Source organism: Gottfriedia acidiceleris, from assembly GCF_004138285.1.
Lineage (GTDB): Bacteria > Bacillota > Bacilli > Bacillales > Bacillaceae_G > Gottfriedia > Gottfriedia acidiceleris_A.
In genome coordinates this window covers 1-26,299 of the sequence record NZ_SCFN01000003.1, presented here as the reverse complement: position 1 = coordinate 26,299, position 26,299 = coordinate 1, and the positions used below count along the sequence as shown (strand labels likewise).

The following is a 26,299-nucleotide window of genomic DNA, read 5'->3' as shown; positions in this document are numbered from 1 at the left end:
ATCCCTGGATCGTTCATTAGGTACAGGGATTTTCTTCATAAAACTAGTGCAGATGTGCTTATCTCGGTTAATAATGCAACCATCTAATCTATAAATCAATCGTTTATAAAGTGAACCTGTATGATTTAAAGCGCAGGTTTATTAATATTAAACCTAATGCATAAAAGGGTTTGAAAGTATTTTATAGAAAAGTTACCTATAACCAATTAAGAAAAGGAGAACGATAGTGGTAATTAGAAATGCGGATATGAATGATTGTGAATCGATCGTAATTCTGGATTCACAAATTATTGAAAGTCGAATTAGAGAAAATCAAATTAAACTATCAATTGAAGAAAATCGATGTATTGTATGTGAAATGAATAAAAGTATAGTAGGTTTTATGATTTATCATAAATTTTTCTTTGGCCATTTATTTATTGATTTAATAATTGTTTCACCAGAAACGAGGAGGCTTGGTATAGCAAAAAATCTCATGAAATATGTTGAAATTTTTTCAGAAAAGAAATTATTTTCATCTACTAACAAGTCAAATATCCAAATGCAAAAAGTATTTCAATCTCTAGGATATATTGAAAGTGGATTGATTGATCATTTGGATGAAGGAGACCCTGAAATTATTTTTGTTAAATTAATAGATTAAAAGATAATTTCGGTATTTAATTTTTTGAAGAAGAATAAAAATAAATTTATTACCCCATATGTCATTAGCCACTTCCAAATGCCATTCTTCAATACCATAAAATTTAATCTCAACCGTTTCTCAAACTTAGTTCGAAATAATCCGAATTTTTGATAGTAGTTAAATAAAATAGTTTACTTTTTCATAGGATAATTGAAAAAGTGTAATTTTATTAAAAATAATTACGAAAAAGCGTGTAAAAAGTCCTGATGGAATGATCCGTTTGTTACTTTAGGCTAATCTGTATAAAAAAATTTTAAATACATTCTTCCTGTTATTCTATTTTTCAATGCATGATGAATAGTAATAATATATAAATGCTCCAATTATATCATTACAAGGAGTGGAAATATGGATTTTAAAAGGGAATTCATCTTAAAAACAAAAGCAATATATAAAGAAACTGTCACAGAAAATATGGCTTACAGTAAGATGTGTGAAAAATTCGAATCATATTTTGTTGATTTAAAGGAGTCTTTAAAAAAGGAAATCGAAGTTTCGAATGGTGAGTTTGATATTATGATTGATAAAGATAGTGTTATTGAAGTGTTATTAAATCAAAGAGAGTTATTAATTACGATTGATGACTCCGGGGTAGTAGTAAGTATTAAATATTTTGATGAAGTACAAAATGAACAGGTTGAAAATAAGATTGATATAATTGAATATGATGGTGGAGCATATAAGAGTCAAGTATTTCAATCACCTATTACTAGAAATATAATCGATAATTATTTAGCAATTGCGTTTAGAGATGACTTAGAAAAAAATTTTGAAAGTTATAGTGAATAATAAAGTGATAAATTAAAATGTGGTTTGTTATTCGTAATTAGTAGTATGTCTAGAGCTTGGACTAACCAAGCTCTTTTATTTTTTGGTCTAAAGTTCTTCGACTTGAAACCTTAAAACAGTTTTCAATTTTTCGGGTTGAGTTTTTCTTGCATCAGAAATATAGATTTCTTTATGTGTTTTTTGAACTCTTTGTAGATTATTCTCTATGCAGAACTCTTCCATTAATTTAAAAGTTCGTGGCTCGTCATCATAACTTCCGATATGCATGGTTTGAACACATAAACCTTCAGTAATCGATTCGAGTTTTACGTTTGCTAACAATGGATTTTTCTTTTTTTGTTTAAGTTGTTCTAAAGTGATGTAAGCTAAATCTTCTGTAACAAACTCTGGTTGTCTAATCATTAATTTATATAAAAGATGTTCTTTATTTAAATAGTCTAGTTTTCGACCTTCTTCATCTAAATCCCAAACTCCTTCAAGAGGGAAGACTGTGTAATCAAAGTATCCTTCTGGAACAATGCCTTTTTTGGGCAACATTTTAATGGCATATGCTAAAGAGTATAGTGCTTCGACATTTTCTTTAAATAATTCATTATTGGGATTGCCTTTGCCTTCAATCGTTATATATTTAAAGGTTGGTATTTTAATTTTAATAGGTTTATTTTTTGGTAAATAAATTTCCTTTAAACTTTTTCTCCACTCGAATTTACTCACTATAAAAACTCCCTTAATTATAAGTCAGTGTAGTTTATTTTGTATTAACTATGCTTGTTAAAAACAAAAAGCAATCACATAAATATGTCATTGCTCTTTAATAGTTTAATGATATGTACGATAAACTCCTATTACTTTTCCTAAAATAGATACTTGTTTTAATAAAATTGGAAACAGGGCATCATTTTCAGGCTGAAGTCTAAAATGGTCGCTTTCTTTATAAAAGCGCTTAACAGTAGCTTCACTATCTTCAGTCATGGCAACAACAATTTCTCCATTTTCAGCAGTGAATTGTTTTTTAACGATTACAAGATCGCCATTCAAAATACCGGCGTTGATCATACTATCTCCTTCTACTCGTAGCATAAAAACTTGTTCGTTAGATGGTGCGACAGATGTCGGTAAAGGGAAATATTCTTCTACGTTTTCGACTGCAGTAATTGGAATCCCTGCAGTTACTTTACCGATTACGGGAATGTTAATAATATCGTTATAGATTTCACTGTATGATGCTTGTACTTCATTCACAACCGTAGTTGTATCGCCAAGAATCTCGATTGCACGCGGTTTCGTAGGGTCTCTTCGAATATAGCCTTTTTGTTCTAGTCTCTCTAAATGACCATGTACTGTAGAGCTAGAAGCTAAACCAACAGCCTCAGCAATCTCTCGAACTGAAGGTGGATAACCTTTAATTTTTACTTCGTCTTTAATATAAGCTAAAATTTCTGCTTGCCTTTTCGATAGTTTGTTCATTCTAATTTCCCCCTTGCCTATAAAGTAGATAATACGTTCCTCTTTATTTTTTTCATTATATCATGATAGGATATGATATACAAACGTTAGTTCTATTTTTTATTAAAGTAGTTTTCATGTTCGTATGGAGGGAACAGTTAATGAATGCAATAATTTACGCGAGAGTAAGTACAGAAAAGGATTCGCAAGAAACATCATTACATAGACAAATGAGTGAACTAACCGAATTAGGTGAGCGGATGGGAATGTGTATTCTAGAAACAATAGGCGAACAGGCCAGTGGTTATGAAGTAGAAAGAGAAGGGCTATTCCAGCTATTCCAAATTATAAAAGAACATCAAGTCGATGCTTTGTTAATACAAGATGAAACAAGATTAGGAAGAGGTCATGCAAGAATTGCTTTATTACATTTTTTAAAAAGGGAAGGTATAAAATTATTTACATCGTCTCAAAATGGACAATTTCAATTAAGTGAAAGTGATGAAATGGTTTTAGAAATTTTAAGTATTGTAGAGGAATATCAGCGGAAAATTCATAATATGAAAATAAAAAGAGGAATGAAAAAGGCGGTTGAAAACGGGTATAAGCCCCAAAAAAACTTAGAAGGTAGTATAAACGCAGGTGGTAGAGAAAAGTTGGAATTACCGATTTCTGAAATTGTAAGATTACGACAAAACGAGCTAACATTTGAAGAAATTGCAGCTACCTTAAAAGGATTTGGGTATAACGTTTCAAAGGCAACTGTCAATAGAAGGTATAATGAATATATGAAAGAAATCTCCAATATTGAAAGCTAATGCAATTTATTGTAAGATGAGATACATTGAATAGAATATCAGACGCGTACTAACGATCGCTTTCTTCGTTGCATAGCCTGCCTGCGCGGTGCTCGTTACCATCTAAAGTAACTCCGCTGTTCGTCAGACATTCTCGCCAAGAAAGACATACATTTAATCGTCTGATTATCAAAGTGATGGAACTAACAATGAATAGATAAGATTCAAAAAAAGGAGAGGTTACTAATGGTTACTAAAAAAACTTTAGATAGAATAAATGAATTATCAAAAAAATCAAAAGAAGTAGGGTTAAGTCCTGAAGAGAAAATTGAACAAGATCAATTAAGAAAAGAATATTTAGCAGATTTCCGTTCACGTATGATGGATGAATTAACTTCTCTTAAAATTGTTGATGAAAAAGGGAATGATATTACACCTGCAAAATTAAAATATGAAAAAGCAATGCGTAAAAGAAACTTACATTAAAAAAGTTTTGACTATATAAAATTTCATATTTTGTAAATAATAACAAATAAAAGCAGAAGTAAATTCTGCTTTTTTCTATTTCTTGGAAAGAATTTGTTAAAAATGTCAAAACTAAGTGTTAGTTATTGTAATAAATCATGGTAAATTATATGATAATATTTGTGAATAAGCTAAAGGAGCGAAATTTATGTCTAATAATATTGAACAATTAGCAATTAATACGATTCGTACATTATCAATTGATGCAATCGAGAAATCAAATTCTGGTCACCCAGGAATGCCAATGGGTGCTGCACCGATGGCATATGCATTGTTTGCAAAATTTATGAATCATAACCCAAAAAATTCAAAATGGTTTAACAGAGACCGATTTGTATTATCAGCAGGCCATGGTTCAATGTTACTATATAGCATGTTACATTTATCAGGCTACGAAGTTTCGATTGAAGATATTAAAAACTTCCGTCAATGGGGAAGTAACACTCCAGGACATCCTGAATTTGGACATACACACGGAGTTGAAGCTACAACAGGTCCATTAGGACAAGGTATTGCGATGGCTGTTGGGATGGCTTTAGCAGAGCGTCATTTAGCAGGTACATATAATAAAGAAGATTTAAATGTAGTTGACCACTTTACATACTCAATTTGTGGTGATGGAGATTTAATGGAAGGTGTTTCAGCAGAGGCAGCTTCATTAGCTGGACATTTACAATTAGGGCGCTTAGTAGTTCTTTATGATTCAAATGATATTTCACTAGACGGAGAACTAAATCGTTCATTCTCTGAAAGCGTAGAAGACCGCTTTAAAGCTTATGGTTGGCAAGTTATTCGAGTAGAAGATGGTAATAACTTAGATGAAATTACTGCAGCGATCCAAAAAGCTCAAGAAGAATTATCAAAACCAACTTTAATCGAAGTGAAAACAACAATCGGTTACGGTTCTCCGAATAAATCTGGTAAATCTAAATCTCACGGTGAGCCATTAGGAAAAGAAGAAACGATTTTAACGAAACAAGCATATGCATGGGGTTATGAAAATGCATTCCACGTTCCAGAAGAAGTGTATGCACATTTTAATAAAGTAATTGTTGAAGCTGGTGCAAAGAAAGAAGCAGAGTGGCATGCTACATTTGCAAAATACGAAGAAAAATATCCTGAATTAGCAGCTCAATTAAAGAATGCGATTGAAGGTAATATTTCTGTAGATTTAGAAACAGCATTACCTAAATATGAAGTAGGTAAAAAAATTGCGACGCGTTCATCTTCGGGTGAAGCAATCAACGCTATTGCAAACGTATTACCTAGTTTCTTTGGTGGATCTGCTGACTTAGCTGGATCTAATAAAACGTATATGAATGATAAAGGTGACTTTACGAGAGAAAGTTACGATGGACGTAATATTTGGTTCGGTGTTCGTGAATTTGCAATGGGTGCAGCCTTAAATGGTATGGCTCTACATGGTGGAGTGCATGCGTTTGGCGCGACATTCTTTGTTTTCTCTGATTACTTAAAACCAGCAATTCGCTTAGCTGCTTTAATGAATTTACCAGTTACTTATGTATTTACACATGATAGTATCGCAGTTGGTGAAGACGGACCTACTCATGAACCAGTTGAGCAACTAGCAGCATTCAGATCAATGCCTAATCTTAATGTAATTCGTCCAGCAGACGGAAATGAAAGCTCAGCAGCATGGAAAGTGGCAGTAGAAGCTAAAGATGCACCTACAATGTTAGTATTGTCTCGTCAAGATTTACCAACATTAGAGGGGACTACTACTGATATTTATAATAAAGTTTCTAAAGGTGCATACGTTATATCTCCTGCGAAACAAGATAAAATCGATGTCGTATTAATTGCTGCAGGTAGTGAAGTACAATTAGCAGTTGGAGCACAAGAAAAATTAGCGGCAGAAGGAATTTCTGCATCGGTTGTTTCGATGCCTTCAATGGACTTATTTGAAAAACAATCTGATGAATATAAACAATCAGTATTACCAAAAGAAGTTACAAAACGTGTAGCAGTAGAAATGGGTTCTTCATTCGGCTGGCATAAATATGTAGGATTCGATGGAGAAGTAATTTCAATCGATACATTTGGCGCATCTGCTCCAGGTAACTTATTAATGGAGAAATTCGGATTTACTGTTGATCATGTCGTTTCAGCAGCAAAAAAAGTATTACAATAAAAGGTAAAGATGGGAAAAGTAGGGAAAGGATTTTAAATTCTTTTCCTATTTCCTAAATCTTTTTTCAATATAATGCTTTATTAAAGATTTTTCGACAAAACTAGTTGATTTTCACTCCTTAAAAATGACAAATATTTTGAATGGAATTTTATATAATTTTCCTTACAGATAGTTGTTGGGAGTGGACAAGATATGAGGGAATATAAAATTTTTTTAATTCGAGAACCACTGTCTATAGAATTTTATGGGAAAGAGCATAAAATATATCAACTAGTATATGAGTATTATTACTCTTCTATTGAATTAAGGAAAATAATCGAAAAACAATTAGAATATATAACAGAACCAATACCATTATTCGAGCTACATACATTTATTCGCAAATTTGATTCTCAACAAATCTACTTTTATGAGGAAACTGGAGAGTATCTTCTCGAACTTGTTGATGGTGCAAAAGCTCAGCTAAAACTTTATCCTCACGAACTTATTTTATATGCAGAAGGATCATTAGAGGCAGAAACAATATTCTTTGAGCTATTAAGAAAATTTCGTTCAACATTCATTGCAATTGATGTGAAGGATCAGCGATTTGGCTGGCTAAGACCTATTGCCTATCAAAAGTATATTTAAACGATTAAATTGCAGTTTGCTCTTGTATAAACTGGTTAGTTTTAGTAAAATTGTTTCTAGATGATTTTAAGGAGGAAGCAATAAAATGTGGGTATACTTTCTAGTCGGCATCTTAGCATTAATTGCAGGTGTAGCGATTGGATTTTTCATAGCTCGTCAATATACAATGAACTACCTAAAGAAAAATCCACCAATTAATGAACAAATGTTAAAAGTAATGATGGCTCAAATGGGACAAAAACCTTCACAAAAGAAAATTAACCAAATGATGAAGGCTATGAACAACCAAACAAAATAATAAATCCTTTTAAAATATAAGGCTTTATAGCTTGTTTTGAAATAAATATTGAACATATTCTTTCTGGAAACAGTTTTTTAAGTGAATCCTGCATCAAGAATTTGTAATTATTTAAATCATGACTCATTTTACTAATCTGAAACCACTTATTCTGTTGGAATTAACCAACAGGAGAGTGGTTTTTATGTTTTTATAGAAAAATTTTTAAGATTACCAAAAGAGGTTAGTCCTAAAAAAGAGGGGAAATTAAAATTTAAAAACACTGACTTTCGCGAAAAGTTGGTGTTTTTTTATATCTTTTTCTTAACTTTTCATTTAGAAGAATTCAGTTTATCATACAGTTTTTAATGAAACACTCCAATACAGACAGTTTGGTTAAGACATGCGTATTCATAATTTAAGTGTAAATTTCTTAATCATTTTGTACATCGGCAAGTTATTTTAGAACAAATATTTTTATACAGAACATTTCAAATTCCATAAACAATTGACAAATACTTCGGAAAATAATTGTTTAATACGTCGATTTCTAACTATTTAACAAGTTACATGAAGGAGTAAGTCGATAAAAAATTTTATGATAGTTCCAATATTTGTCAAAATACACATTATTAAAAGCTTAGAATTATTAAGAAACTATTAAATACTTTATCGTGCTTCATCATACAAGTGCATCTCGTAAACTTCAATGAAGTCTATTAATTTGTAAATTGTAGGTTTATCAAAAAAGATAGATTTTATGAAGGGGTAAGAAATTTGGCAGGTTGTTTTCCGATTTATGATTATATGTTTAATAGCTTTAAAGGGGGGATACAAGTAGATTCTTAGCTTGATCAGGAGGTGACGATAAAGAGGCGGAAAAAAGAAATGATGACATTACATAATCGACAGGGCAAATTCGAAAACGAAAGCTACATAAATGATTGGTTATTTTACAAGTGAGAGGAGAATCTTTTTGAAGCGTAGATTTAAGATTGCTGTACTATCGACCACATTATTGATTTCGATGTATTCAACAGCTGCATTCGCTGCTGAACCAGGGCTAGATAAAATGCCCGGACCAGTGGATCCCCAGTCATGGGTGAATCCAGAGAATATGACGTGGAATGATTATAAACCAGTCCCGGGTATTAACTGGAGTACCGATAAGAGTATACAACCAGAAACAAACCTTAAAGGGGCATTGATTTTGGTCGACTTTCCAGGTCAGGATTTTATTTTGACCTTACCTAAAGGTAAAGATCTCATCGGTAATCCACAAGTCGACGCTGTTCCCCGAGAAAAGCTTGGGGAGTTTTGGACGAATTACTTGAATGTTCCGAGTGAGTTAAATCATTATCAGACAATCGATGGCTTTTGGAAAGAGAACTCATATGGAAAATGGGGCGTAACCCTTGATTCTTACGGTCCCTACCGCTTGGATAAATACGAATTTCAGTATGGGCTTGACAGTTTTAATTCTGGTTTTCTGCCGAGTAATTATAAAACCGGAAACCTCTTCCAGGATGGTATAAATGCGGCAACAGCCGATATAATCGCATCTGGAAAAAATTATGACTTTGCGTTTATCGTGCATGCTGGCTATGATGAATCAACAGTATGGCAAGAACTGGGAGAAATGAAGTTTATGAATCAGAACGCGGTGCCTTCTGAATTTGGTCCACCGAATTTACCTGGATTTGAGAACATGCCAACCTGGGCAAAAACTCGTTATGTACCATGGACTTCTTGGTTTGCAGCTAAATCTATTTGGTCTGCTGCATCGAGTGCAACATTAAACGGTAAATCGATTCGTGTTTCTATTCAAGGAGAAAGTGATGGCATGTCAACATTTGCCCACGAATTTGGTCATCTTAAAGGGCTAGGCGATAACTATAATAATGCTGCTTTAGATCCTCGAACCTATTCGGGTTATTGGGAAACGATGAGTCGTGGGTCATTTAATGGTCCAGGTGGAACGCATACCCGCTGGATGATTCCAGCTACCCTTGGTTCTTCCTTGCCGGCACCACATACGCTTCGAAATAAGATGAAACAGGGATTTCTATCCAATGATGAAGTCTTGAAGCTCAACCGTGATGAATTAAAAGAGTCTGGACCGGTGTTTGCGGATATTATCGCGCGCGAAGTACCAATTGGCAGTAAATTCGACCGAACAGGACTCCATGGTATCAATATCAGTATGAACGATTTAACACCAAGCAATTACTTAAGCGGTGACTGGCGTAATGATATGGTAGGGAACGTAAACAACGCTAAGTACAATAACTACACCATTGAAGTGGTAGACCGGGTAGGTGCGGATTCCTTTGCAGCTGATTCAGGTGTATTGATTTCCAAAACGAAAAATGCGGAGACTGCTCCGTTCATTTGGCCAGTTGATTCACATCCTGAAGATATCGCAGTGAAGGACTTTACAAAGCCTGACGGTACAACAGTTTCAGTTACAAAAGGTGATCCAAGACAAACCCTGGATTCTTTATTCCATGCAGGGAATGGGGCTAGTTTGGTTAGTGGGAAATTCGATGGTTCTATTAGCCAAGACGATGTTGTCAGTGAGTACATCGATCCTTACAATCATCTTCAATTCTACATTTTAGGAAAATACAAAGGTAATGACGGTGTACTTCATTATCAAGTTGCAGTTCGTAATACGGAAGGCTCAGGTACCTATAAACGCGGCGTAAACGTAAGTGCTGGCACGATACAACCGGCAGTTGCGGGCAAAGTGGCAGTTTACCATTTTAATGTTACAAATACCGGCGATGCAAAGGATCTTATTCGAGTTAACGCTTCTGCAGGTGATGATTGGACAGTTCAACTTGATAACAATATTGTTGCAGTTGAACCGGGTAAAACTGTTGATGTACCGGTGTATGTGAAAATTCCGAAGGGTATGACAGGTCCGGCCAATATTAACTTTACCGCAACTTCAGAAACAGACTCAAATCAAAGTGCTACCGACAGCAATCTTTTGCTGAGCAATCTTAACGCAGCTGGAGTAAGTTCTATAATCGACAGCTTCGACAAAGCAGGAGCTTTCAAAGCAGGTTCAGCCGAAGCCTTGAAGGCACATTTGAGATCTGTAGACCAATTTGAAAAGAAAGATTCTGCGGATAAAGTTGTCAAACATCTTAATGATTTTAAAGGATTTCTAGATAATGAATATGCTTCGAAAAAGATCTCCGCAAAAGCGTATAATAATTTAAAAGCGTACGCTGATGCAATGATTGAGGTCTGGAAATAGGGTAGATTCACTGTTCAGGATAGATTGCGTGTACCGGGGATAAGGGCGATTTTGATGTTTTAGAAATGGAAGAACATTAAAGTGTCAATTCTTCATAAAAAATGTGAAATCAATTAGTTCATACAATAATAAGCAAAAATAGAACCACTTTCTATTGGATAATGAAACAATGGAAAGTGGTTTTTTGTGATAAATTAACTTATTAAAAGGCTCCGATTAATTATCGGGGCCTTTACTAAATCGAACTATATTAATGTTTTATAATTGGATCCTTAGAGAGAACAACTATTAATTGTTTTTTTAAATTTGTCAATTTCATCCTTTATTTTTCTATTCAAGTTTAGTAATAAACTATTTTCTTTAGAACGTTTTGGTAAAGATCTGTGGGCTTGTTCCTTAAAAAGGGGCTTTTCTGTTTTTTAGTGCCACTTATTTTCTTAATGGTAGGTTTAAGAAATATAGAGAAATCTACAAAGATGAACATTCTGTTAATAAGTGAAATGTTGCCACTCATTTACATTTAGATTTATCTCGAGTATCTTCCATAATCCACTTCTTAAATAAATTTTACCATAGGGTGGTATGATTATTATGTCAACTTATTTCTATTTTTTGTCATTCCAGTTAATCTTTATAGAGACACAAGTCATTGGCTTTACCGAAAATTAACAACCACTTTAAATGAGCAGATTATTAAAAATTATTTAATTTTTATGTTATAATGAACACTATGTTTTGAGTTTTCTAAATATTATAAAATTAAGTTTGATAGCATTGCGGGGGTGAAGGAATGTCAGTTTTTAAAGATTTGTTTTGGTTTTTTAAACAAGAAAAAAGAAGCTATGTTTGGGGAATATCTCTTTTAGTAATCGTTGCAATTTTAGAGCTACTACCTCCGAAGGTTATTGGTTATGTAATTGATGAAATGGTAAAAAACTCACTTAGTAGTAAAAACTTACTTTTTTGGGTAGGTTTAATTTTTATTAATGGGTTACTTCTTTATGCATTTCGATATTGGTGGAGGAGATTAATATTTGGCTCTTCTTTAAAGTTAGCCAGACAGCTTAGAGATGATTTATATAATCATTTTTCAAAAATGTCTCCATCGTTTTATCAAAAAAATAGAATAGGAGATTTAATGGCACACGCAACAAACGATGTTCAAGCAGTACGTGAAACAGCTGGGGCTGGAATCTTAACTTTTGTTGATTCTATTATTTTAGGTGGATCGGTACTAATTATGATGGCAGTTTCAATAAGTTGGAAGTTAACGCTTATTAGTCTATTGCCATTACCAGTAATGGCCATTTTGACTCAATATTATGGTAAATTATTACATCAACGTTTTCATTTAGCGCAAGAATCATTTTCAGAATTAAATAATAAAGTTCAAGAAAGTATGAGTGGTTTAAAGGTTATCAGAAGTTTAGGGCAAACAAAAGAAGATGTAACTGCTTTTAAAAATCAAGCAGATTTAGTAGTAAAATACAATATGAGAGTTGCTAGAATTGATGCTCTTTTTGATCCAACAATTATGTTAGTCGTTTCGATTTGCTATATTATTGCGGTTGTTTATGGATCTAGATTAGTTATTGCAGATGATATTACAGTTGGGCAATTAATTACATTTGTTACTTATTTAGGAATATTAATATGGCCAATGCTTGCAATTGGATGGTTATTCAATATTGTCGAAAGAGGCCGTGCTTCTTATGATCGAATACGTTCTTTATTGAGTGTTGAACCTGAAATTAAAAATAAAAACAATGCATTAGAAAAACTTCCGATGGGTGAAATTACTTATTCAATTGATTCATTTAAGTTTAATGAAGAATCAAATTTTGAATTAAAGGATATTTATTTTAATGTTCAAGAAGGTCAAACAATTGGAATAGTTGGGAAAACAGGTCAAGGAAAAACAACTTTTTTAAAACTTTTATTGAGAGAATATGAAGTAGTTAATGGGAGTATTTCAGTTGGCGATTTAGATATTAAAGATACAACTTTATTATCTCTTAGATCACATATTGGTTATGTACCGCAAGAACATTTCTTATTTTCATCATCGGTTAAGGAAAATATTGCATTTAGCCAAATTGATTCTTCAATCGAAACAGTACATAAAGCTGCCGAGATTGCTAATATTCATGCAGATATTTTAGAATTCCCGTTAGGCTACGACACGATTGTAGGAGAAAGAGGAGTATCATTATCTGGTGGCCAGAAACAAAGAATTTCAATCGCTAGATCTTTAATTAAAAATCCTAATATTTTAATATTAGACGACTGTTTATCCGCGGTGGATGCAAAAACAGAGGAAAAAATATTACACTCTTTAAAGGATGAAAGAAGTGGGAAAACAACATTTATTACTTCTCATCGTATGAGTGCAGTCATGCATAGTGATTTAATCATCGTTTTAGATGAAGGAAGAATTATTCAACGAGGTAAACATGACGATTTAGTTCAAATTGATGGTTGGTACAAAGAAATGTTTGAAAGACAACAACTAGAAGAACTAGTAGAGCAAGGAGGGAGATAAAATGAATCAGGAGATTGAAATCGATGCTACAAGGCAGAAAAAAGATTTAATACGTCTTCTTTCATTTCTAAAAAAATATAAAGTTTTACTGACTTTTGCATTTATTTTCTTATTCCTTGCAACAGCATGTGAAATGTATGGTCCCATTTTAGTTAAAAGATTTTTAGATGATCATTTAATGAAAAGGTATTTTCCAAAAGATACAATCGTAATGTTATTTTCTATATATGTTGCAATAACAATCGGAAAAATCGTTTTATCATATTTACAGCTTTTAATGTTTCAACAAATTGCTTTTAAAGTTGTTCAAGATATAAGAATGAAAGTTTATGAGCATGTACATTCATTAGCTTTTTCTTTTTTTGATAAAACCCCGATTGGAAGTATTGTATCTAGAATTACTAATGATACAGAAGCTATAAAAGATTTTTACGTTAGTGTACTGGCAACGTTTATTCAGCAAATTGTCTTTTTAGTGGGAATCATTATTGCGATGTACTCATTAGACGCTAAATTAGCAACGATTTGTGTAGGGTTAGTTGTAATTGTTTATTTTATTATACTAACCTATCGTAAAAAGAGTTTTCCATTTTTTATGGAAACTAGAGGGCAGTTAAGTAATTTAAATGCTAAATTAAATGAACACTTACAAGGTATGTCAATTATACAAGCATTTAACCAACAAAAAAGATTACAAAATGAATTTGAGGGTGTTAATAAGTCTCACTATAATGCAGGTGTAAAAACAATACGATTAGATTCTCTGTTTTTAAGACCAGCAACAGATTTAATTTATACAATTGGAATAATGTTTGTTCTTAGCTTCTTTGGAATTACTTCTTTTAGTAATCCAGTTGAAATTGGTACAGTCTATGCATTTGTAAGTTATTTAGAAAGATTTTTTGAACCAATCACGCAAATGATGATGAAATTATCTTTATTACAGCAAGCTGTCGTATCATCATCCAGAGTATTTGACTTAATGGATGAAGAACAAAAAGCTCCTACTAAAGTTGGAACTGACTTACCAAAAGTAAAAGAAGGAAGTATTGATTTTAAAAATGTTTCATTCGCATATGATGGAGTGCACAATGTAATTCATGATATTTCATTCTCAGTTAAACCTGGTCAATCAGTTGCATTTGTTGGTCATACAGGAAGTGGTAAGTCAACAATCATGAATTTATTATTACGTTTTTACGATGTGAAAGACGGGGAAATTCAGATTGATGATCAAAAACTATCAACATTTGAAGAAAGTGAAATACGTTCTAATATCGGATTAGTTTTACAAGATCCATACTTATTTGTCGGAGATATAAAAGGGAATATCTCAATGTATAATAACAAAATAACAGAGAGAGAAATTAAAGAAGCATCTGAATTAGTTAGAGCGAATGAATTTATTGAAAAATTACCAAATGGTTATGATGAGGCAGTTGTTGAAAGAGGTTCAACTTTATCAAGTGGACAGCGCCAATTAATCACGTTTGCAAGAACAATCGCAGCTAAACCTACTATTCTTATTTTAGATGAAGCAACTGCAAATATTGATAGTGAAACAGAAGAAGCAATTCAAGAAGCTTTAACAGAGATGAGAAAAGGTAGAACTACAGTTATCATCGCTCATCGTTTATCAACAATTCAAGATGTTGACTGCATATATGTATTGCACAAAGGTAAAATCGTAGAAGAAGGTAACCACCAACAGCTTCTTGCAAAACAAGGATTGTACTATAATATGTACCTATTACAAAATAAAGGGTCTTTATTATTGGCTGAGTAATGAAAAAGTAGCTAGATTTTCTAGCTACTTTTTTTATTTAGAACTATATTCAAGAGAATATTAGTAAAAATTAACCCATCATTAATAAAACCATAAAGTACTGATTAATAGATCCAATCCGATTGTCATTAGTTTGAAGTGTAAAATTATTCTAGTAAGCACTAATTAACATATGTTTTTTTAGTATGCACTTGAATAATTAAATTGAAATAATAGAAAAAATGTAAAAACTATTAGGAAAGATATTTAGAATTCATACTATTAGTTCAATTATGTAAAGTGTCGTAGGTAGGCTGGAAATTAATTTCTTAATTGTTTAAGCGGAAAAATTTACTGAAATGTACTAAATATATTTAAAATTAACTATTTTATAATAATTAAAATTTGATTAGATTACATAATTAATGTTAAAAACTTAATAAATATTTTCTAATTTGTTGCGTTTATAGTAAATTCAAAAAAGGAAAATATTACTAAATATTTTACGAAATTTGTAGTAATTGTTCGGAAATTGGTGGATTTTAGCTTTTTGTATCGAATAATATTTCTTTTTTAAGACTATTTCGAGAATTATAATCGATATCAGAGAATAAATTTAATATTTTTGAATTTAAATATGAAAATGAAAGCGTATTAAATTTATTATTCTACTATATTAGTCTTTTAATTTAGGAATTTTACGTACTCAACAAGGAGGAATATGCTTTGAAAAACTGGAAAAAACCAATAATGACTGTAGCAGCGGCGAGTTCTTTACTATTTGTTAACGCACCAACCTCTAAAGTAGCAGCAGAGGTGAATAAGGAAGTAGCTCAAGGTACAGGGGCTGCTGTTCTAGATGGAACAAATTATTTTGGAGATATGGATCCTAACACTACTTTATCCATCGATTTTGTTTTGAAGCTTCAAAACAAAGATGATTTAGAAAAATATATAAAGGAAACAGTTACACCATACTCTCCTCATTATCGAAAATATTTAAGTGTTGATGAATTCAAAGCTAAATATGCACCAAATCCAGCTTATATCCATTCCGTTACTTCTTACCTACAAGCATATGGTATTAAAACTGATGTTCATGCAAATAATTTAACGGTTACAGCAACAGGAACGGTTGCTCAATTAAATAAAGCCTTAAATGTAGATTTAAAATATGCTAGTTATAAAGGTAAAAGTATTCATGCTACTAAAAAGAATCCAACTTTACCAAAAGTAATTTCAGATAATATTTTATGTATATTAGGTTTAAATAATTATTCGAATTTAGAATCGAGAGCTGTTAAACAACCAGCAATAATTGATAAGAAGGATGTACCAACTGGTCCACTTAGTTTAACACCGCAAGATTTACAAAGTCATTACAATGTTAATCCACTTTATAAAAAGGGAGCGACTGGTGCTGGCCAAACAATCGGTATTGTTACATTAGCAGAATTTAATACAGACGATGCTTATAAATTCTGGGACAATGTAGGAATTAAAACAAAGCCTAATCGCATTAAAGTAAATGAGGTAGATGGCGGTTCTGGATGGGATGGCTATGAAGAAACTACTTTAGATGTACAGCAAGCGGGTGCAATTGCTCCTGATGCAAATATTAATGTGTATGTAGGTCCTAACTCGGATACTGGATTTGTAGATGCATTTTCAAATGCAATTAATGAGAATGTAGCTAAACAAATTTCAGTAAGTTGGGGATCAAGTGAATTGAGTATTGATTCATACGTACAGCAGCAAATGGAAGCACCAGAATATGAAGATACATTTAATCAATTATTCATGCAGGCAGCAGCACAAGGAATATCGATGTTTGCTGCGGCTGGTGATGCAGGTGCTTATGATGAAACTAGAGGTGCAGATAAAGTATTTAAACTCACAGCAGATTTTCCAGCAGCAAGTCCGTACATTACTGTAGCGGGTGGAACGACATTACCTTTCCAATTCCACTCTAATTCAACAGGCGTCGATGTCAAAGTAGGTGAAGAACGTGCTTGGGGATGGGATTATCTAAATGAATATTACAAAGCTAGAAAACTACCAGATACTAACTTAATTAATGGTGGTGGTGGAGGTTTCAGTACTCATTTTGATACTCCAGATTATCAAAAAGGAGTTAGTGGTGTTAACCAGTTTTCTGCAGTAGATGAGTTTACTATTTCACCTGATTTATCAAGTGTCACATATAAACAACCTACAGTTATTTCAGGAAAAGGTACAGGCCGTAATCTACCTGATTTATCGATGGCTGCAGACCCATACACTGGTTATTATGTGTATTTAAGTGATCCAGGAAAACCAGGTACAAATTCAGGATATGCTGTATTTGGAGGAACAAGTTTCGTATCACCACAACTGAATGGTTTATCAGCACTAATTAATAGTGCAGATCACACACAAGTTGGATTCTGGAATCCGCAAATTTATCGTTTTGCACAACAAAGTTCTTCACCTTTCACGCCATTAAATAAAGCTGGTAATGAAAACGATAATCTATTCTATTCTGGTACACCAGGTACGCTTTATAACCAAGCTACAGGACTTGGAATACCTGATGTAGCAAAATTAGCTGATAAATTCAGTACTTCAGAAAAATAAATTTCAAAAAGAAAAAGTCGCATCTATTTGCGACTTTTTTGTTGAACTTAAATTATTAAACAATTGATCGTTGAAAATAAATAAGGGATATAGAAAATAACTAAATAAAATAAAGCTTCATCACTAAAACCGTTCCAATTGCTCCAAAAACAACGAAAATGATATGTAATCTAAGTAATGATAAGATAATTGCAACTAATCCACCAATGAGTCCGACACTGATATTTCCCTTTTGAACACTTAATATTCCTGGGAAAATTAATGCACCCAATGCAGCATATGGAACTCCTTTTAACCAGGAGGATACCCAGTTTGGAAATTGAATTCGATCAACGATAAATACTGGAATAATTCGAGGAATCATTGTCACTAAACACATTCCTAAAACTAGTAAAAAGACAATCATTTTTTGTGATCTCCTTTCATTAATACAATTGCAAGTAAACTAGCAAGAATGGAAGACAAAATTAATGACCAGCCTTGACTTAAAAAAGATGAAAGGATGAAATTTAATAGCATACTCACTAATACGATTAAACATGCTCTCCAATTAGTACGAATGGCTGGGGTTAATAACCCGATAAACATAGCGTATAAAGATATTCCCATGCTTTCACTAATAATCTTTGGAATTAATTTAGAAAAAACTACACCTAAAATAGTACCGCTTATCCAAGTACAATAAGCAATTGTATGTAATGTAATAAGATAAATGGACGAATAACTTGCTGAACTGCTTTTTTTACCTAAAGTTGTAACAGCAAAATTTTCATCTGTTAGTGTGATAGATAAGTAGACTCTATGCCAAAATGGTAAGGTTTTAAATTGATGATTAAATGATAGACTCATAACAAAGTTTCTAAAATTTAATATAAATGTAGCAATATAAATTTGGAAAAAACTCACTCCTGCCAAATACATTGATAAACCCATAAACTGACTAGCTCCAGCATAAACTAGCGCGCTAAATGAAAGAGTATTTAGCACATCAATGTCAGCTTGCTTTGCAATTAATCCGAATGTAAAAGCAACAGGCAAATAGCCAATAATTAAAGGAACAGACGCTAAAAATCCTTCCTTCATTTCTTTACTACGATTTGCTTTTGTGTGTGTAGTTTTTGATTGCTGCAAAACAGTAGACATATTAAGTTATAAACTCCCTTCAATTAAAGTATCCTTTAGTAAGGTTAGAACAATAAAGTGTTCAATAGTTGAGATGGCAGCTATTTAAAATCTTTTCCTACACTTTATATTTCTGTATTCATGCTTGTTCAGTGTTTGAAAATGATTGGCCACCAAAGATTGTCATATGATTATACTATAAAATTAAGAAAACTTTTATAATACTAAAAATATAATTTATTATAAATTTGGGATGATCTTTTATGAATTTTTGAATTAAAGTACATTTGAAGTTAAAAAGAGGAATTTTTAGAAATGCCATAAAAATTTTTTGACTTATTCATGAAATTTATAAATTATAGGTAATATTTTCCAGTAGTACATGATAAGGATTAATAATAATAAAATACTTGGCCATATTTTTTTAAACATTTTTCCACCTTAATAATAAATTAGTTTATTAAGAAGTGTGCCGAAATTTTAGTGAAAATATTCCATTTCAATCACTATTTTACAATTTTTTGGTAATGAATGAATTATTAGAGGTTCTTAAAATATGTGTACGATGCGGTCTATTAACTACTTTTAATACTAAATAAAAAGTAATTCTGTTATAATGTTATCTAGAATGTAAAGATGAGAAGGGATGTAAGTTAATGGGGGATTTAAATATTGGTATTGCATTTGGAGCGGGATTTCTCTCCTTTATTTCTCCATGTTGTCTACCGATTTATCCAGCGTTTTTATCGTATATTACAGGGGTATCTTTAAGTGATTTACAAAATGAAAAAAGAATACATAAAAGTAAAACTTTATTACATACTTTGTTCTTTTTACTAGGTTTTACAATTATTTTTATTGTTTTAGGTTTTAGCACTTCCATAATTGGTTCTTTTTTTATGCGTTATCAAGATTTTATTCGTCAAGTTGGTGCGATTTTAATTGTATTTTTAGGATTAGTCGTAACGGGTATTTTTCAACCGAAGTTTCTAATGAATGATCGAAGGTTTCAATTTTCAAAACGTCCTTCAGGATTTCTAGGTTCTACTCTAATTGGATTAGCATTTGCGGCAGGTTGGACACCTTGTACTGGACCAATCTTAACTTCAGTATTTGCACTTGCTGTAAGTAATCCAGGTTCAAGTTTATTTTATATGTTAGCATATACACTGGGATTTTCTATTCCATTCTTTGTTTTGTCGTTTTATTTAGGATCGCTAGGTTGGATTAAAAAGTATTCACATAAAATCGTCGTTTTTGGTGGATATATCATGATCATAATGGGAGTCATGTTATATTTTGATTGGTTAACTAAAATAACAATTTATTTTACTAGATTTTTTGGTGGATTTACTGGATTTTAAACTTTATTTTTCCAATGTAAAAAAATGCAGGATTTGAAGTTATTGGATTTGCATCGATGTGGTAGAAGCAGTATTATATAATCAGTTTATATGATTAAAAGATCATGGAGCCAAGATTGAGAGCTTTGTATTCACAAAAACTGTATTAATCAGTTTCGATAATAGTCAATTCATATAAGTATTGTTATTCTTTAAGATTGAGAAAAAGGTAGTGAAAAAATGAGTAAAGATATGAGTATTATATTTAGCACAGTAGTAGCAACTTGTATGGCTTTAGGTGTAATTGTCGTTAGACTAAAAGCTGCTAAAAAGCCTACAAACCTTAAAAAAATAATTTTACCTCCATTTTTTATGAGTAGTGGAGCTTTAATGTACTTAGTACCAGAGTTTAGATTAACAGGTTCTGAAGTATTAGAAGCTGTTTGTATGGGCGTATTTTTTTCGTTATTTTTGATTAAAACATCTAAATTTGAAATTGTAGATAATGAAATTTATTTAAAAAGATCAAAAGCTTTTGTCTTTATCTTACTTGGTTTATTAGTCGTTCGAATCGTGATGAAGTTATATTTAAGTTCATCAATCGATGTAGGCCAATTGAGTGGTATGTTCTTCTTATTAGCATTTTCAATGATTGTTCCTTGGCGCTTAGCAATGTACAAATCATATCAAAAAATGAGAAGACAGCTTCCTTCAAATACAATTATCACATGAAAAAACGTGTACCTTTTCGGTACACGTTTTATTTTGCAAGTAAATGCTTAAAATCAGCAAAATCGATTTCTTTTTTCTTTAGTGTTTTAACTAAAAATGCATGATCTCGCTTAGGAGTTGCTTTAATATATCCTTCAATAATTAAGCCTTGTGTAATTTGCGAAGCGTTATTTAGTAATGCCAATTCACCAATTTTTCCCGCTATTTTATCTCGAGCTATATCTCTAAATAAAGATGGAACAGGTTTTACTAATTCTTCAAGTAATTCTTTCTGTTCAGTTGACCACAAATGTCTTGTTTTTTGTAAATATTCTTCCTGCCAATCTAAAATTGATTTCCCATCCTCTTTAGGTAATCTTTTCAAAAACTTTCTGAACATAAAGTATCCGCCGATTGACATCATTCCTAACAAGAAAATTGTCCATAAGACAATCATAATTTGAGAAAAGAACGAAAACATATGTATCCTCCTTGTATTAGGTAAACATACCACTATTATAGTAAGAAAATATGACAAGTATCAAGCAAGTACATATGTTTTTTGTCAAAAAATGACCATTTATTTTTAAGTACTAGTTTCATTTTAAGTATTTGAATCATATAGTAGAAAAAATAAAGAAAAAAGTCGTAGAGGAGGCGAGTATTGTGAAACAAACTAAATTCTCTTCTCACTTTACTTTTCTAAGTGTTTTATTTTATATGGCCGCAAGTTCAATATTCCTGGTCATCCTGTACAAGTTAATATCAATGCTTGTAGGAAATGGAAATGATTATAAGTCCTATTTGCAAATCGCTGTAGTTGTATTTGTTTTAAGTATTACAGCTTTCCGCCTAATAAGAAGTGATATTGTATTAATCCAAGATGAAATTATTATTCATAAAGGCATTTTAACAGTTAAACTTAAGGTCAATGATATAACAGAAATAAAGCAATTAGTCGAAGTTTATGGAAAAAATAAGGAAATAATAACTTTATTAATTCATATTAACGAGTCAGTACAACCAATTATTTTAACCCTCGAAAATCCAAAAGCTTTTATAAGAGAACTTTTAAATTTAAATTCTGACATTATATTTGATGAAGAATTGATTATTTTAGTAAATAAAAATAACTAATAAATGAAAGCCAAGTTTATTTAAATGTAGACTTGGCTTTTTGCTTTTAAAAAAACTCTTTTAAAGTTGATTGTTGATTTTCTTATGCAATTATATGGCAGTTTAGTTGCATAAGAAAAGGGGAGTTTTATAGTGCTAAGTAATAAAATAAATCAGAGTGAGATTAGAAAGAAAACATTTTTACTAAAAAGGAGTAAGCACTATTTATTTATTTTAACTGGTGGATTTAAAGGGATGTTATTAGCCATAATTGATGAGCGAAATGGCACGTTGGTTAATAAGAAATGTTATAATTTTTATATAAATAAGTGAAACAAACAAGGTTTTGAAGGCTCAAGGACGAGGTAATAAAACATGAAAAATTTAGTGGTATTAAGAGATTTATTAATTAATGCAAGTGACTTCCAATGGAACGAGTCTCTGTTTTTACAAAATGGAGAGAAATGGGATTTGAATTCTTCTTGTTATTTATTTGTAAAAATTAAAAGACTGAGTGTTGAATATATTGTAGTCAAAATTGAAAATACAAACATTAAATGATTTTCTATGAAAAAAGAATCTATTTCTTTTTGTTTTATCTGCCATCTTATTGATAAACTAATGATTTTGGTTGATATATAAATGTTTAGACTAACTTTCAAAAATTAAATTTCTTTTTGACAATCAATATTTGTAAAGATTTGTAAGTACTCATCATAAGTTACAATTTGTTTAAAAAAGGATACTTCATTCGTTCAATTGACTTTTTTATTGTTTTTAAGATTATTATTTTTTATAAAGAACTTGATTGGAACGAAAGGGTGCTCGACTCCTATGGGAGAAGCGGGAAGGCTGAGACCCCACAGGCGGAGCCGAGGAGGCTCAGGTCTCGCCCCATGGAAAGCGAGCACCCTGTAGTGGAAATCAAAATGACACAACTTACTTATCAATGATCAATACAACAATTTAAGTGACAAATTCTTTTTTCAACAGCATGTCTTTTAATTGAAAATTAAAAGATGTTAATTTGTAATGAAGTGTTTTTATTTAGACAGCCTCTTTTTTTCTTCAAAAAGTAATATTTTACTTACTAATGAACTTGAATAAGAACTTTATGATTTGTAGGTTAATCTTTAAAAAAGAATAATATTCTATCACAAGGGTTATGAATAGTTAGGTTACTTTAGTTTATGTTACAATAATGTACAGTACATAATTGTAGGGGGAATATAGCACTAATGAGTAAAAAGAAAAAATCTAATAGTAACCAAACGTTTGCTATTTCTGTATTTGTTGGAATAGTTGTTTTAGTTGGAGCATTATTTTTAGTTTCTAAATTGCAAGATAAAAAGACTGAAGAAGTTTATCCAGCAATTGCTGGAGTAAATGAAGTAAAAGTTGATGGATTTGACACAAAGGATCAACCAACATTTAGCAATAAAGATGCAAAAGTTGAAGTAGTTGAATTTGGTGATTATAAATGTCCAATTTGTGCTCAATGGAATAAAGTAGTTTTCCCACAACTTAAAGCCGATTATATAGATAATGGTTTAATCAATTTTTCATTTATTAACTATCCGTTTATTTCGAAAGATTCAAATTTAGCTGCACTAGCGTCAGAAGTAGTTTATAAAACTCATAAAGATTCATTTTGGAAGTTTCAAGAGCAAATCTATTTAAAACAAGAAGATGAAACAACTACTTGGGCTACACCTGATAAACTAGCAAGCATTGCGAAATCTGTTATTCCGAATTTAGATGAAAAACAATTTAAAAAAGATTTATACAAAAAAGATGCAATGAAACAAGTTGCTAACGATGTTGCAATTGCTAACCATTATGGTGTTAACGGAACACCTACAATATTTGTAAATGGTAAAGCAGTGGACAATCCTAGCTTAGAATCAATTAAAGCAGCTATCGACGCTGAAATAAACAAATAATTAAAAAAAGGTATGCGGAAAAATCGCATACCTTTTTTTGTATAGCAAATTACAATTTTTTCTTTACACGTGCATCTGCTTGAGCTGAACGTTCTTGTGCCTCTATATCATCATGATCTGCTAATTCAGCTGAATACTCGACATCAAGGCCATCAGGCTTTACATTCTTATTAAAATTAGAATTGAAAGTACTTTTCTGCTTCTTCAAATTAAAACCCTCCATTATTACTAACTAATTTAAATTACATATCGTGGCTACTATGTTTTTTCTGTCTTGTATGATTTTGGTTCTTCACTTTATGAGAGCCGCTTAATGGTTTTGGTTGTCCACTTTCATGGTCAATTGGGCTATTTCTTTTTGACGATTTGTTTGTCATTCTTGTCACCTTCCTTTATGAATAGCATTAGTTGTAAGCGAAAAAATATGCCAAAATGAAATATTTACTAATTTACAAATGAAAGCGTTTTAATCATTTTTTTCTAATAATTTTCGATAACCATTTTCCATATATATAAATAAATTAATGAAAGGGAGGTATTTCTTATGATCTAATTCATCTAATATTGATTGTAAAAATTTGAATGTTGAGAAAATTATTTTTCATAATAAAAACGACAAACAACAATTAAATCTAAGAAATTAATAGAGTAAAAGTTAATTTTTTTAGTTTGTCTGACTCTTTTGATGTATGAAACAAGTAATTTGACCAATACTAGTAATATTCAAAATGAAAGAGGAGACTGATACTGATTATGCAAGTACTAACAGTTTGTCTTATATATTCGGGTGTGATCGTACTCTATCTCTTGTTCAAGAAAGTTCAATATAATAAGAGACAAAAAAATGTAATTAATTTTTTCCTATACTATAATCGAAGAAAAAGTAATGTTAATAGAGATACGAAAAGAACAGGAGATATTATTTATTTAATGCCTCAATCGCCGTTGAACAAAGGTATTAAGAAAACGAAAAGATGATTTTGAGTAATGATCAAAAAATATTAAAGAATAGCAAGCAATTCTTACAAATTGCTTGCTATTTTTTTTATTGTCTTTTTTTCGTCTTTTTGTTGTTTAACTTATAATCAGCTGAAAGTGGCTCTTGTGCAGTTTCTTCATTAAAACCAGCCGCTTTCCCTTGCTCGATTGAGGCTGACATTCCGCTACCAGAATTATTTTTACGTCTAGACATGATTATTCCTCCTTATATAAGGCCATTTTCTTAAACACTTCTTTGTTGAATGAGTCTGAAAACTGCCTTTTATAATCGATATTCTTTCCTATATTTTTTTAAGTACACTAAAAATTCAATTGGTAAATAATGTGTGAAAGCAATTCTAAGGCTTTTTCAATGACAGCACCTTACAATAGGTGTTTTTTTGTGTAATGTTGCTGGAATTGAGCTTTAACTGGAAATAAAAAAACAACGGGATTAAAGACTTGTCCGGGAGAAAAAAACGATATCTTTTGGACTATTTATTCAAACCATATTTCAATTTTATGAATATATTGGCTTATGTGTACGGTTTGATTATTCATTTAGAAGTAATCAAGCAAGCGAAGTTATTTAACGGGATAAGTCTTCCTAAGTAGGTTGGCTTTTTAAATTTATTTAAAAGGGGAAATCATAAATGACAAATCCAACTTATCACGAAAGAAATTTATCAAATATAAATAAGTTAGCACCTAACACAAAGCAAGCAGCTTTAAAATGGTACAATTATTGTATTAAAAACAATATCAATGTTTTAATTTACGAAACGACCCGAACAAAAGAACGTCAAGAAGAACTAGTTGATAATGGCAAGTCACAAACTAGGAAATCATATCATCTTGTAGGTCAAGCATTAGATTTTGTTCCAATAATAAATGGTAAAGAAGGGTGGAATTCATACGATTCTGAACCATTTAAATCGGCAATTAAATATGCTAAATCCATTGGCTTCACATGGGGTGGGGACTGGAGTGGATTTGTAGATCAGCCACATTTACAATTTGAATACAAAGGATATGGTACTGATAAAGTATTGGAATCTAAACCACTTGCATATCCAGGAACGCTTTTAAAATCAGGTTCAAAAGGAAATAGTGTTAAATTAGTTCAAAAAGAATTAGGAGTTACCGCAGACGGTATTTTCGGTCCCATTACAGATCGGGCAGTAAGAAATTTTCAAAAGAAACATGGCCTGTCTATAGATGGAAAAGTAGGTCCAAAAACTTGGGCAAAATTATTTGACTAAGAAAAAGTAAAATCGTAATACAGAATTTAGTTTAGTTTAAAATGAAAATGCCATTCAAAATTTCAAAGTGTAAAAATAAAACTTAGTTCAAACCCTGTATTAGTATTGATACAGGGTTTGTTTTACTTAAAATGTTTTCATCTTTATAATAATCTTAAAAATTGATCCACACGTTTTACAGTCTCACACCTTCAAAAATCACAACACGTTCACAAATATTTAAAAACTTAATTTAATTATATTGATATAAACTTTGATATAATTGGGTAAAAGATAATTATAGTAACTTTGAATTAAAAGGTCATAAGGAATACTTATGATATAAGTTGGGG

At 31.4% G+C, this 26,299-nt stretch carries 26 protein-coding genes and 1 pseudogene; 19 read left to right on the top strand and 8 right to left on the bottom strand.

The genetic code is table 11. The features are described 5' to 3' along the window. The first annotated feature begins 226 nt into the window (after window positions 1-226). Window positions 227-643: a GNAT family N-acetyltransferase gene (locus tag EP747_RS05365; RefSeq protein ID WP_235832766.1), complete on the top strand. Its 417-nt coding sequence runs from the start codon at window positions 227-229 to the stop codon at window positions 641-643. 390 nt (window positions 644-1,033) lie between these two features. Next, complete coding sequence (locus tag EP747_RS05360) at window positions 1,034-1,474, top strand: hypothetical protein (protein ID WP_129688872.1); 441 nt, start codon at window positions 1,034-1,036, stop codon at window positions 1,472-1,474. Window positions 1,475-1,561: 87 nt separating this feature from the next. Here EP747_RS05360 and EP747_RS05355 read toward each other — a convergent pair whose 3' ends face one another. Beyond that, window positions 1,562-2,188, bottom strand: coding sequence for a GyrI-like domain-containing protein (locus EP747_RS05355; protein ID WP_129688871.1), 627 nt, complete (start codon window positions 2,186-2,188; stop codon window positions 1,562-1,564). 105 nt (window positions 2,189-2,293) lie between these two features. Next, window positions 2,294-2,941, bottom strand: coding sequence for a transcriptional repressor LexA (gene lexA / locus EP747_RS05350; RefSeq protein WP_129688870.1), 648 nt, complete (start codon window positions 2,939-2,941; stop codon window positions 2,294-2,296). Between the two features lie 140 nt (window positions 2,942-3,081). On the opposite strand from lexA, the gene EP747_RS05345 reads away from it, so the two are divergent. The 9 genes from EP747_RS05345 to EP747_RS05305 all read left to right on the top strand — a co-directional run bounded on the left by EP747_RS05345 (window position 3,082) and on the right by EP747_RS05305 (window position 17,492). Next, window positions 3,082-3,738 carry a YneB family resolvase-like protein gene (locus EP747_RS05345; protein WP_129688869.1) on the top strand — a complete coding sequence of 219 codons (657 nt, stop codon included), beginning with the start codon at window positions 3,082-3,084 and terminating at the stop codon, window positions 3,736-3,738. 225 nt (window positions 3,739-3,963) lie between these two features. Further along, window positions 3,964-4,203 (top strand): DUF896 domain-containing protein, encoded by a 240-nt coding sequence (locus EP747_RS05340; RefSeq protein WP_088011517.1) that lies wholly within the window; start codon window positions 3,964-3,966, stop codon window positions 4,201-4,203. Between the two features lie 187 nt (window positions 4,204-4,390). After that, on the top strand, window positions 4,391-6,394 hold the full coding sequence (gene tkt / locus EP747_RS05335; protein ID WP_129688868.1) for a transketolase: 2,004 nt from the start codon (window positions 4,391-4,393) through the stop codon (window positions 6,392-6,394). A 192-nt stretch (window positions 6,395-6,586) separates the two neighbouring features. Continuing rightward, window positions 6,587-7,024: a sporulation inhibitor of replication protein SirA gene (gene sirA, locus EP747_RS05330; protein WP_056476717.1), complete on the top strand. Its 438-nt coding sequence runs from the start codon at window positions 6,587-6,589 to the stop codon at window positions 7,022-7,024. Between the two features lie 85 nt (window positions 7,025-7,109). Further along, entirely contained in the window at window positions 7,110-7,322 is a 213-nt protein-coding gene (locus tag EP747_RS05325) for a YneF family protein (protein WP_056476721.1), read from the top strand. A gap of 955 nt (window positions 7,323-8,277) precedes the next feature. Beyond that, complete coding sequence (locus EP747_RS05320; RefSeq protein ID WP_205753805.1) at window positions 8,278-10,569, top strand: FIMAH domain-containing protein; 2,292 nt, start codon at window positions 8,278-8,280, stop codon at window positions 10,567-10,569. 790 nt (window positions 10,570-11,359) lie between these two features. Then, window positions 11,360-13,111 carry an ABC transporter transmembrane domain-containing protein gene (locus EP747_RS05315; protein WP_129688867.1) on the top strand — a complete coding sequence of 584 codons (1,752 nt, stop codon included), beginning with the start codon at window positions 11,360-11,362 and terminating at the stop codon, window positions 13,109-13,111. A 1-nt stretch (window position 13,112) separates the two neighbouring features. Continuing rightward, window positions 13,113-14,897 (top strand): ABC transporter ATP-binding protein, encoded by a 1,785-nt coding sequence (locus tag EP747_RS05310; protein WP_129688866.1) that lies wholly within the window; start codon window positions 13,113-13,115, stop codon window positions 14,895-14,897. Window positions 14,898-15,602: 705 nt separating this feature from the next. Continuing rightward, entirely contained in the window at window positions 15,603-17,492 is a 1,890-nt protein-coding gene (locus EP747_RS05305; RefSeq protein WP_205753804.1) for a S53 family peptidase, read from the top strand. A 100-nt stretch (window positions 17,493-17,592) separates the two neighbouring features. On the opposite strand, the gene EP747_RS05300 is transcribed toward EP747_RS05305, so the two are convergent. Both EP747_RS05300 and EP747_RS05295 read right to left on the bottom strand, forming a co-directional pair. Further along, window positions 17,593-17,898 carry an AzlD domain-containing protein gene (locus tag EP747_RS05300; protein WP_129688865.1) on the bottom strand — a complete coding sequence of 102 codons (306 nt, stop codon included), beginning with the start codon at window positions 17,896-17,898 and terminating at the stop codon, window positions 17,593-17,595. Then, the gene (locus EP747_RS05295; RefSeq protein WP_129688864.1) at window positions 17,895-18,635 is read right to left on the bottom strand and encodes an AzlC family ABC transporter permease; all 741 of its coding nucleotides are present in this window, start codon (window positions 18,633-18,635) and stop codon (window positions 17,895-17,897) included. Before EP747_RS05295 ends, EP747_RS05300 begins: the two co-directional genes overlap by 4 nt. 635 nt (window positions 18,636-19,270) lie before the next feature. On the opposite strand from EP747_RS05295, the gene EP747_RS05290 reads away from it, so the two are divergent. Next, complete coding sequence (locus EP747_RS05290; RefSeq protein ID WP_129688863.1) at window positions 19,271-19,978, top strand: cytochrome c biogenesis CcdA family protein; 708 nt, start codon at window positions 19,271-19,273, stop codon at window positions 19,976-19,978. 231 nt (window positions 19,979-20,209) lie between these two features. Continuing rightward, window positions 20,210-20,689, top strand: coding sequence for a CcdC family protein (locus tag EP747_RS05285; RefSeq protein ID WP_129689103.1), 480 nt, complete (start codon window positions 20,210-20,212; stop codon window positions 20,687-20,689). A 28-nt stretch (window positions 20,690-20,717) separates the two neighbouring features. On the opposite strand, the gene EP747_RS05280 is transcribed toward EP747_RS05285, so the two are convergent. Next, window positions 20,718-21,149 carry a DUF2621 family protein gene (locus tag EP747_RS05280; protein WP_069032356.1) on the bottom strand — a complete coding sequence of 144 codons (432 nt, stop codon included), beginning with the start codon at window positions 21,147-21,149 and terminating at the stop codon, window positions 20,718-20,720. 185 nt (window positions 21,150-21,334) lie between these two features. Between EP747_RS05280 and EP747_RS05275 the strand changes: the two genes are divergently transcribed. The 4 genes from EP747_RS05275 (at window position 21,335) to EP747_RS05255 (ending at window position 23,727) form a co-directional block, all read left to right on the top strand. Next, a complete protein-coding gene (locus tag EP747_RS05275; protein ID WP_129688862.1) occupies window positions 21,335-21,805 on the top strand; it encodes a hypothetical protein in 471 nt (156 codons plus the stop codon). Window positions 21,806-21,937: 132 nt separating this feature from the next. Then, window positions 21,938-22,117, top strand: a complete 180-nt coding sequence (locus EP747_RS05270) for a hypothetical protein (protein ID WP_129688861.1) — start codon at window positions 21,938-21,940, stop codon at window positions 22,115-22,117. 42 nt (window positions 22,118-22,159) lie between these two features. After that, a complete protein-coding gene (locus tag EP747_RS05265) occupies window positions 22,160-22,345 on the top strand; it encodes a DUF7716 domain-containing protein (RefSeq protein ID WP_129688860.1) in 186 nt (61 codons plus the stop codon). Window positions 22,346-23,022: 677 nt separating this feature from the next. Further along, window positions 23,023-23,727 carry a DsbA family protein gene (locus EP747_RS05255; protein ID WP_129688859.1) on the top strand — a complete coding sequence of 235 codons (705 nt, stop codon included), beginning with the start codon at window positions 23,023-23,025 and terminating at the stop codon, window positions 23,725-23,727. Window positions 23,728-23,776: 49 nt separating this feature from the next. Here EP747_RS05255 and EP747_RS05250 read toward each other — a convergent pair whose 3' ends face one another. The 3 genes from EP747_RS05250 to sspO form a co-directional block, all read right to left on the bottom strand. Further along, the gene (locus tag EP747_RS05250; protein WP_235832765.1) at window positions 23,777-23,935 is read right to left on the bottom strand and encodes a YfhD family protein; all 159 of its coding nucleotides are present in this window, start codon (window positions 23,933-23,935) and stop codon (window positions 23,777-23,779) included. Between the two features lie 34 nt (window positions 23,936-23,969). Beyond that, window positions 23,970-24,104 (bottom strand): small acid-soluble spore protein P, encoded by a 135-nt coding sequence (locus tag EP747_RS05245; RefSeq protein WP_082459649.1) that lies wholly within the window; start codon window positions 24,102-24,104, stop codon window positions 23,970-23,972. Window positions 24,105-24,772: 668 nt separating this feature from the next. Further along, a complete protein-coding gene (sspO, locus tag EP747_RS05240; RefSeq protein ID WP_069032362.1) occupies window positions 24,773-24,919 on the bottom strand; it encodes a small acid-soluble spore protein O in 147 nt (48 codons plus the stop codon). 439 nt (window positions 24,920-25,358) lie between these two features. Between sspO and EP747_RS05235 the strand changes: the two are divergent. Together EP747_RS05235 and EP747_RS25315 are read left to right on the top strand one after the other, a co-directional pair. Further along, window positions 25,359-25,748, top strand: a pseudogene (locus tag EP747_RS05235) (M15 family metallopeptidase); the annotation flags it as partial. A 6-nt stretch (window positions 25,749-25,754) separates the two neighbouring features. Further along, the gene (locus EP747_RS25315) at window positions 25,755-25,967 is read left to right on the top strand and encodes a peptidoglycan-binding domain-containing protein (protein WP_419179274.1); all 213 of its coding nucleotides are present in this window, start codon (window positions 25,755-25,757) and stop codon (window positions 25,965-25,967) included. The last annotated feature ends 332 nt before the right edge of the window (window positions 25,968-26,299 follow it).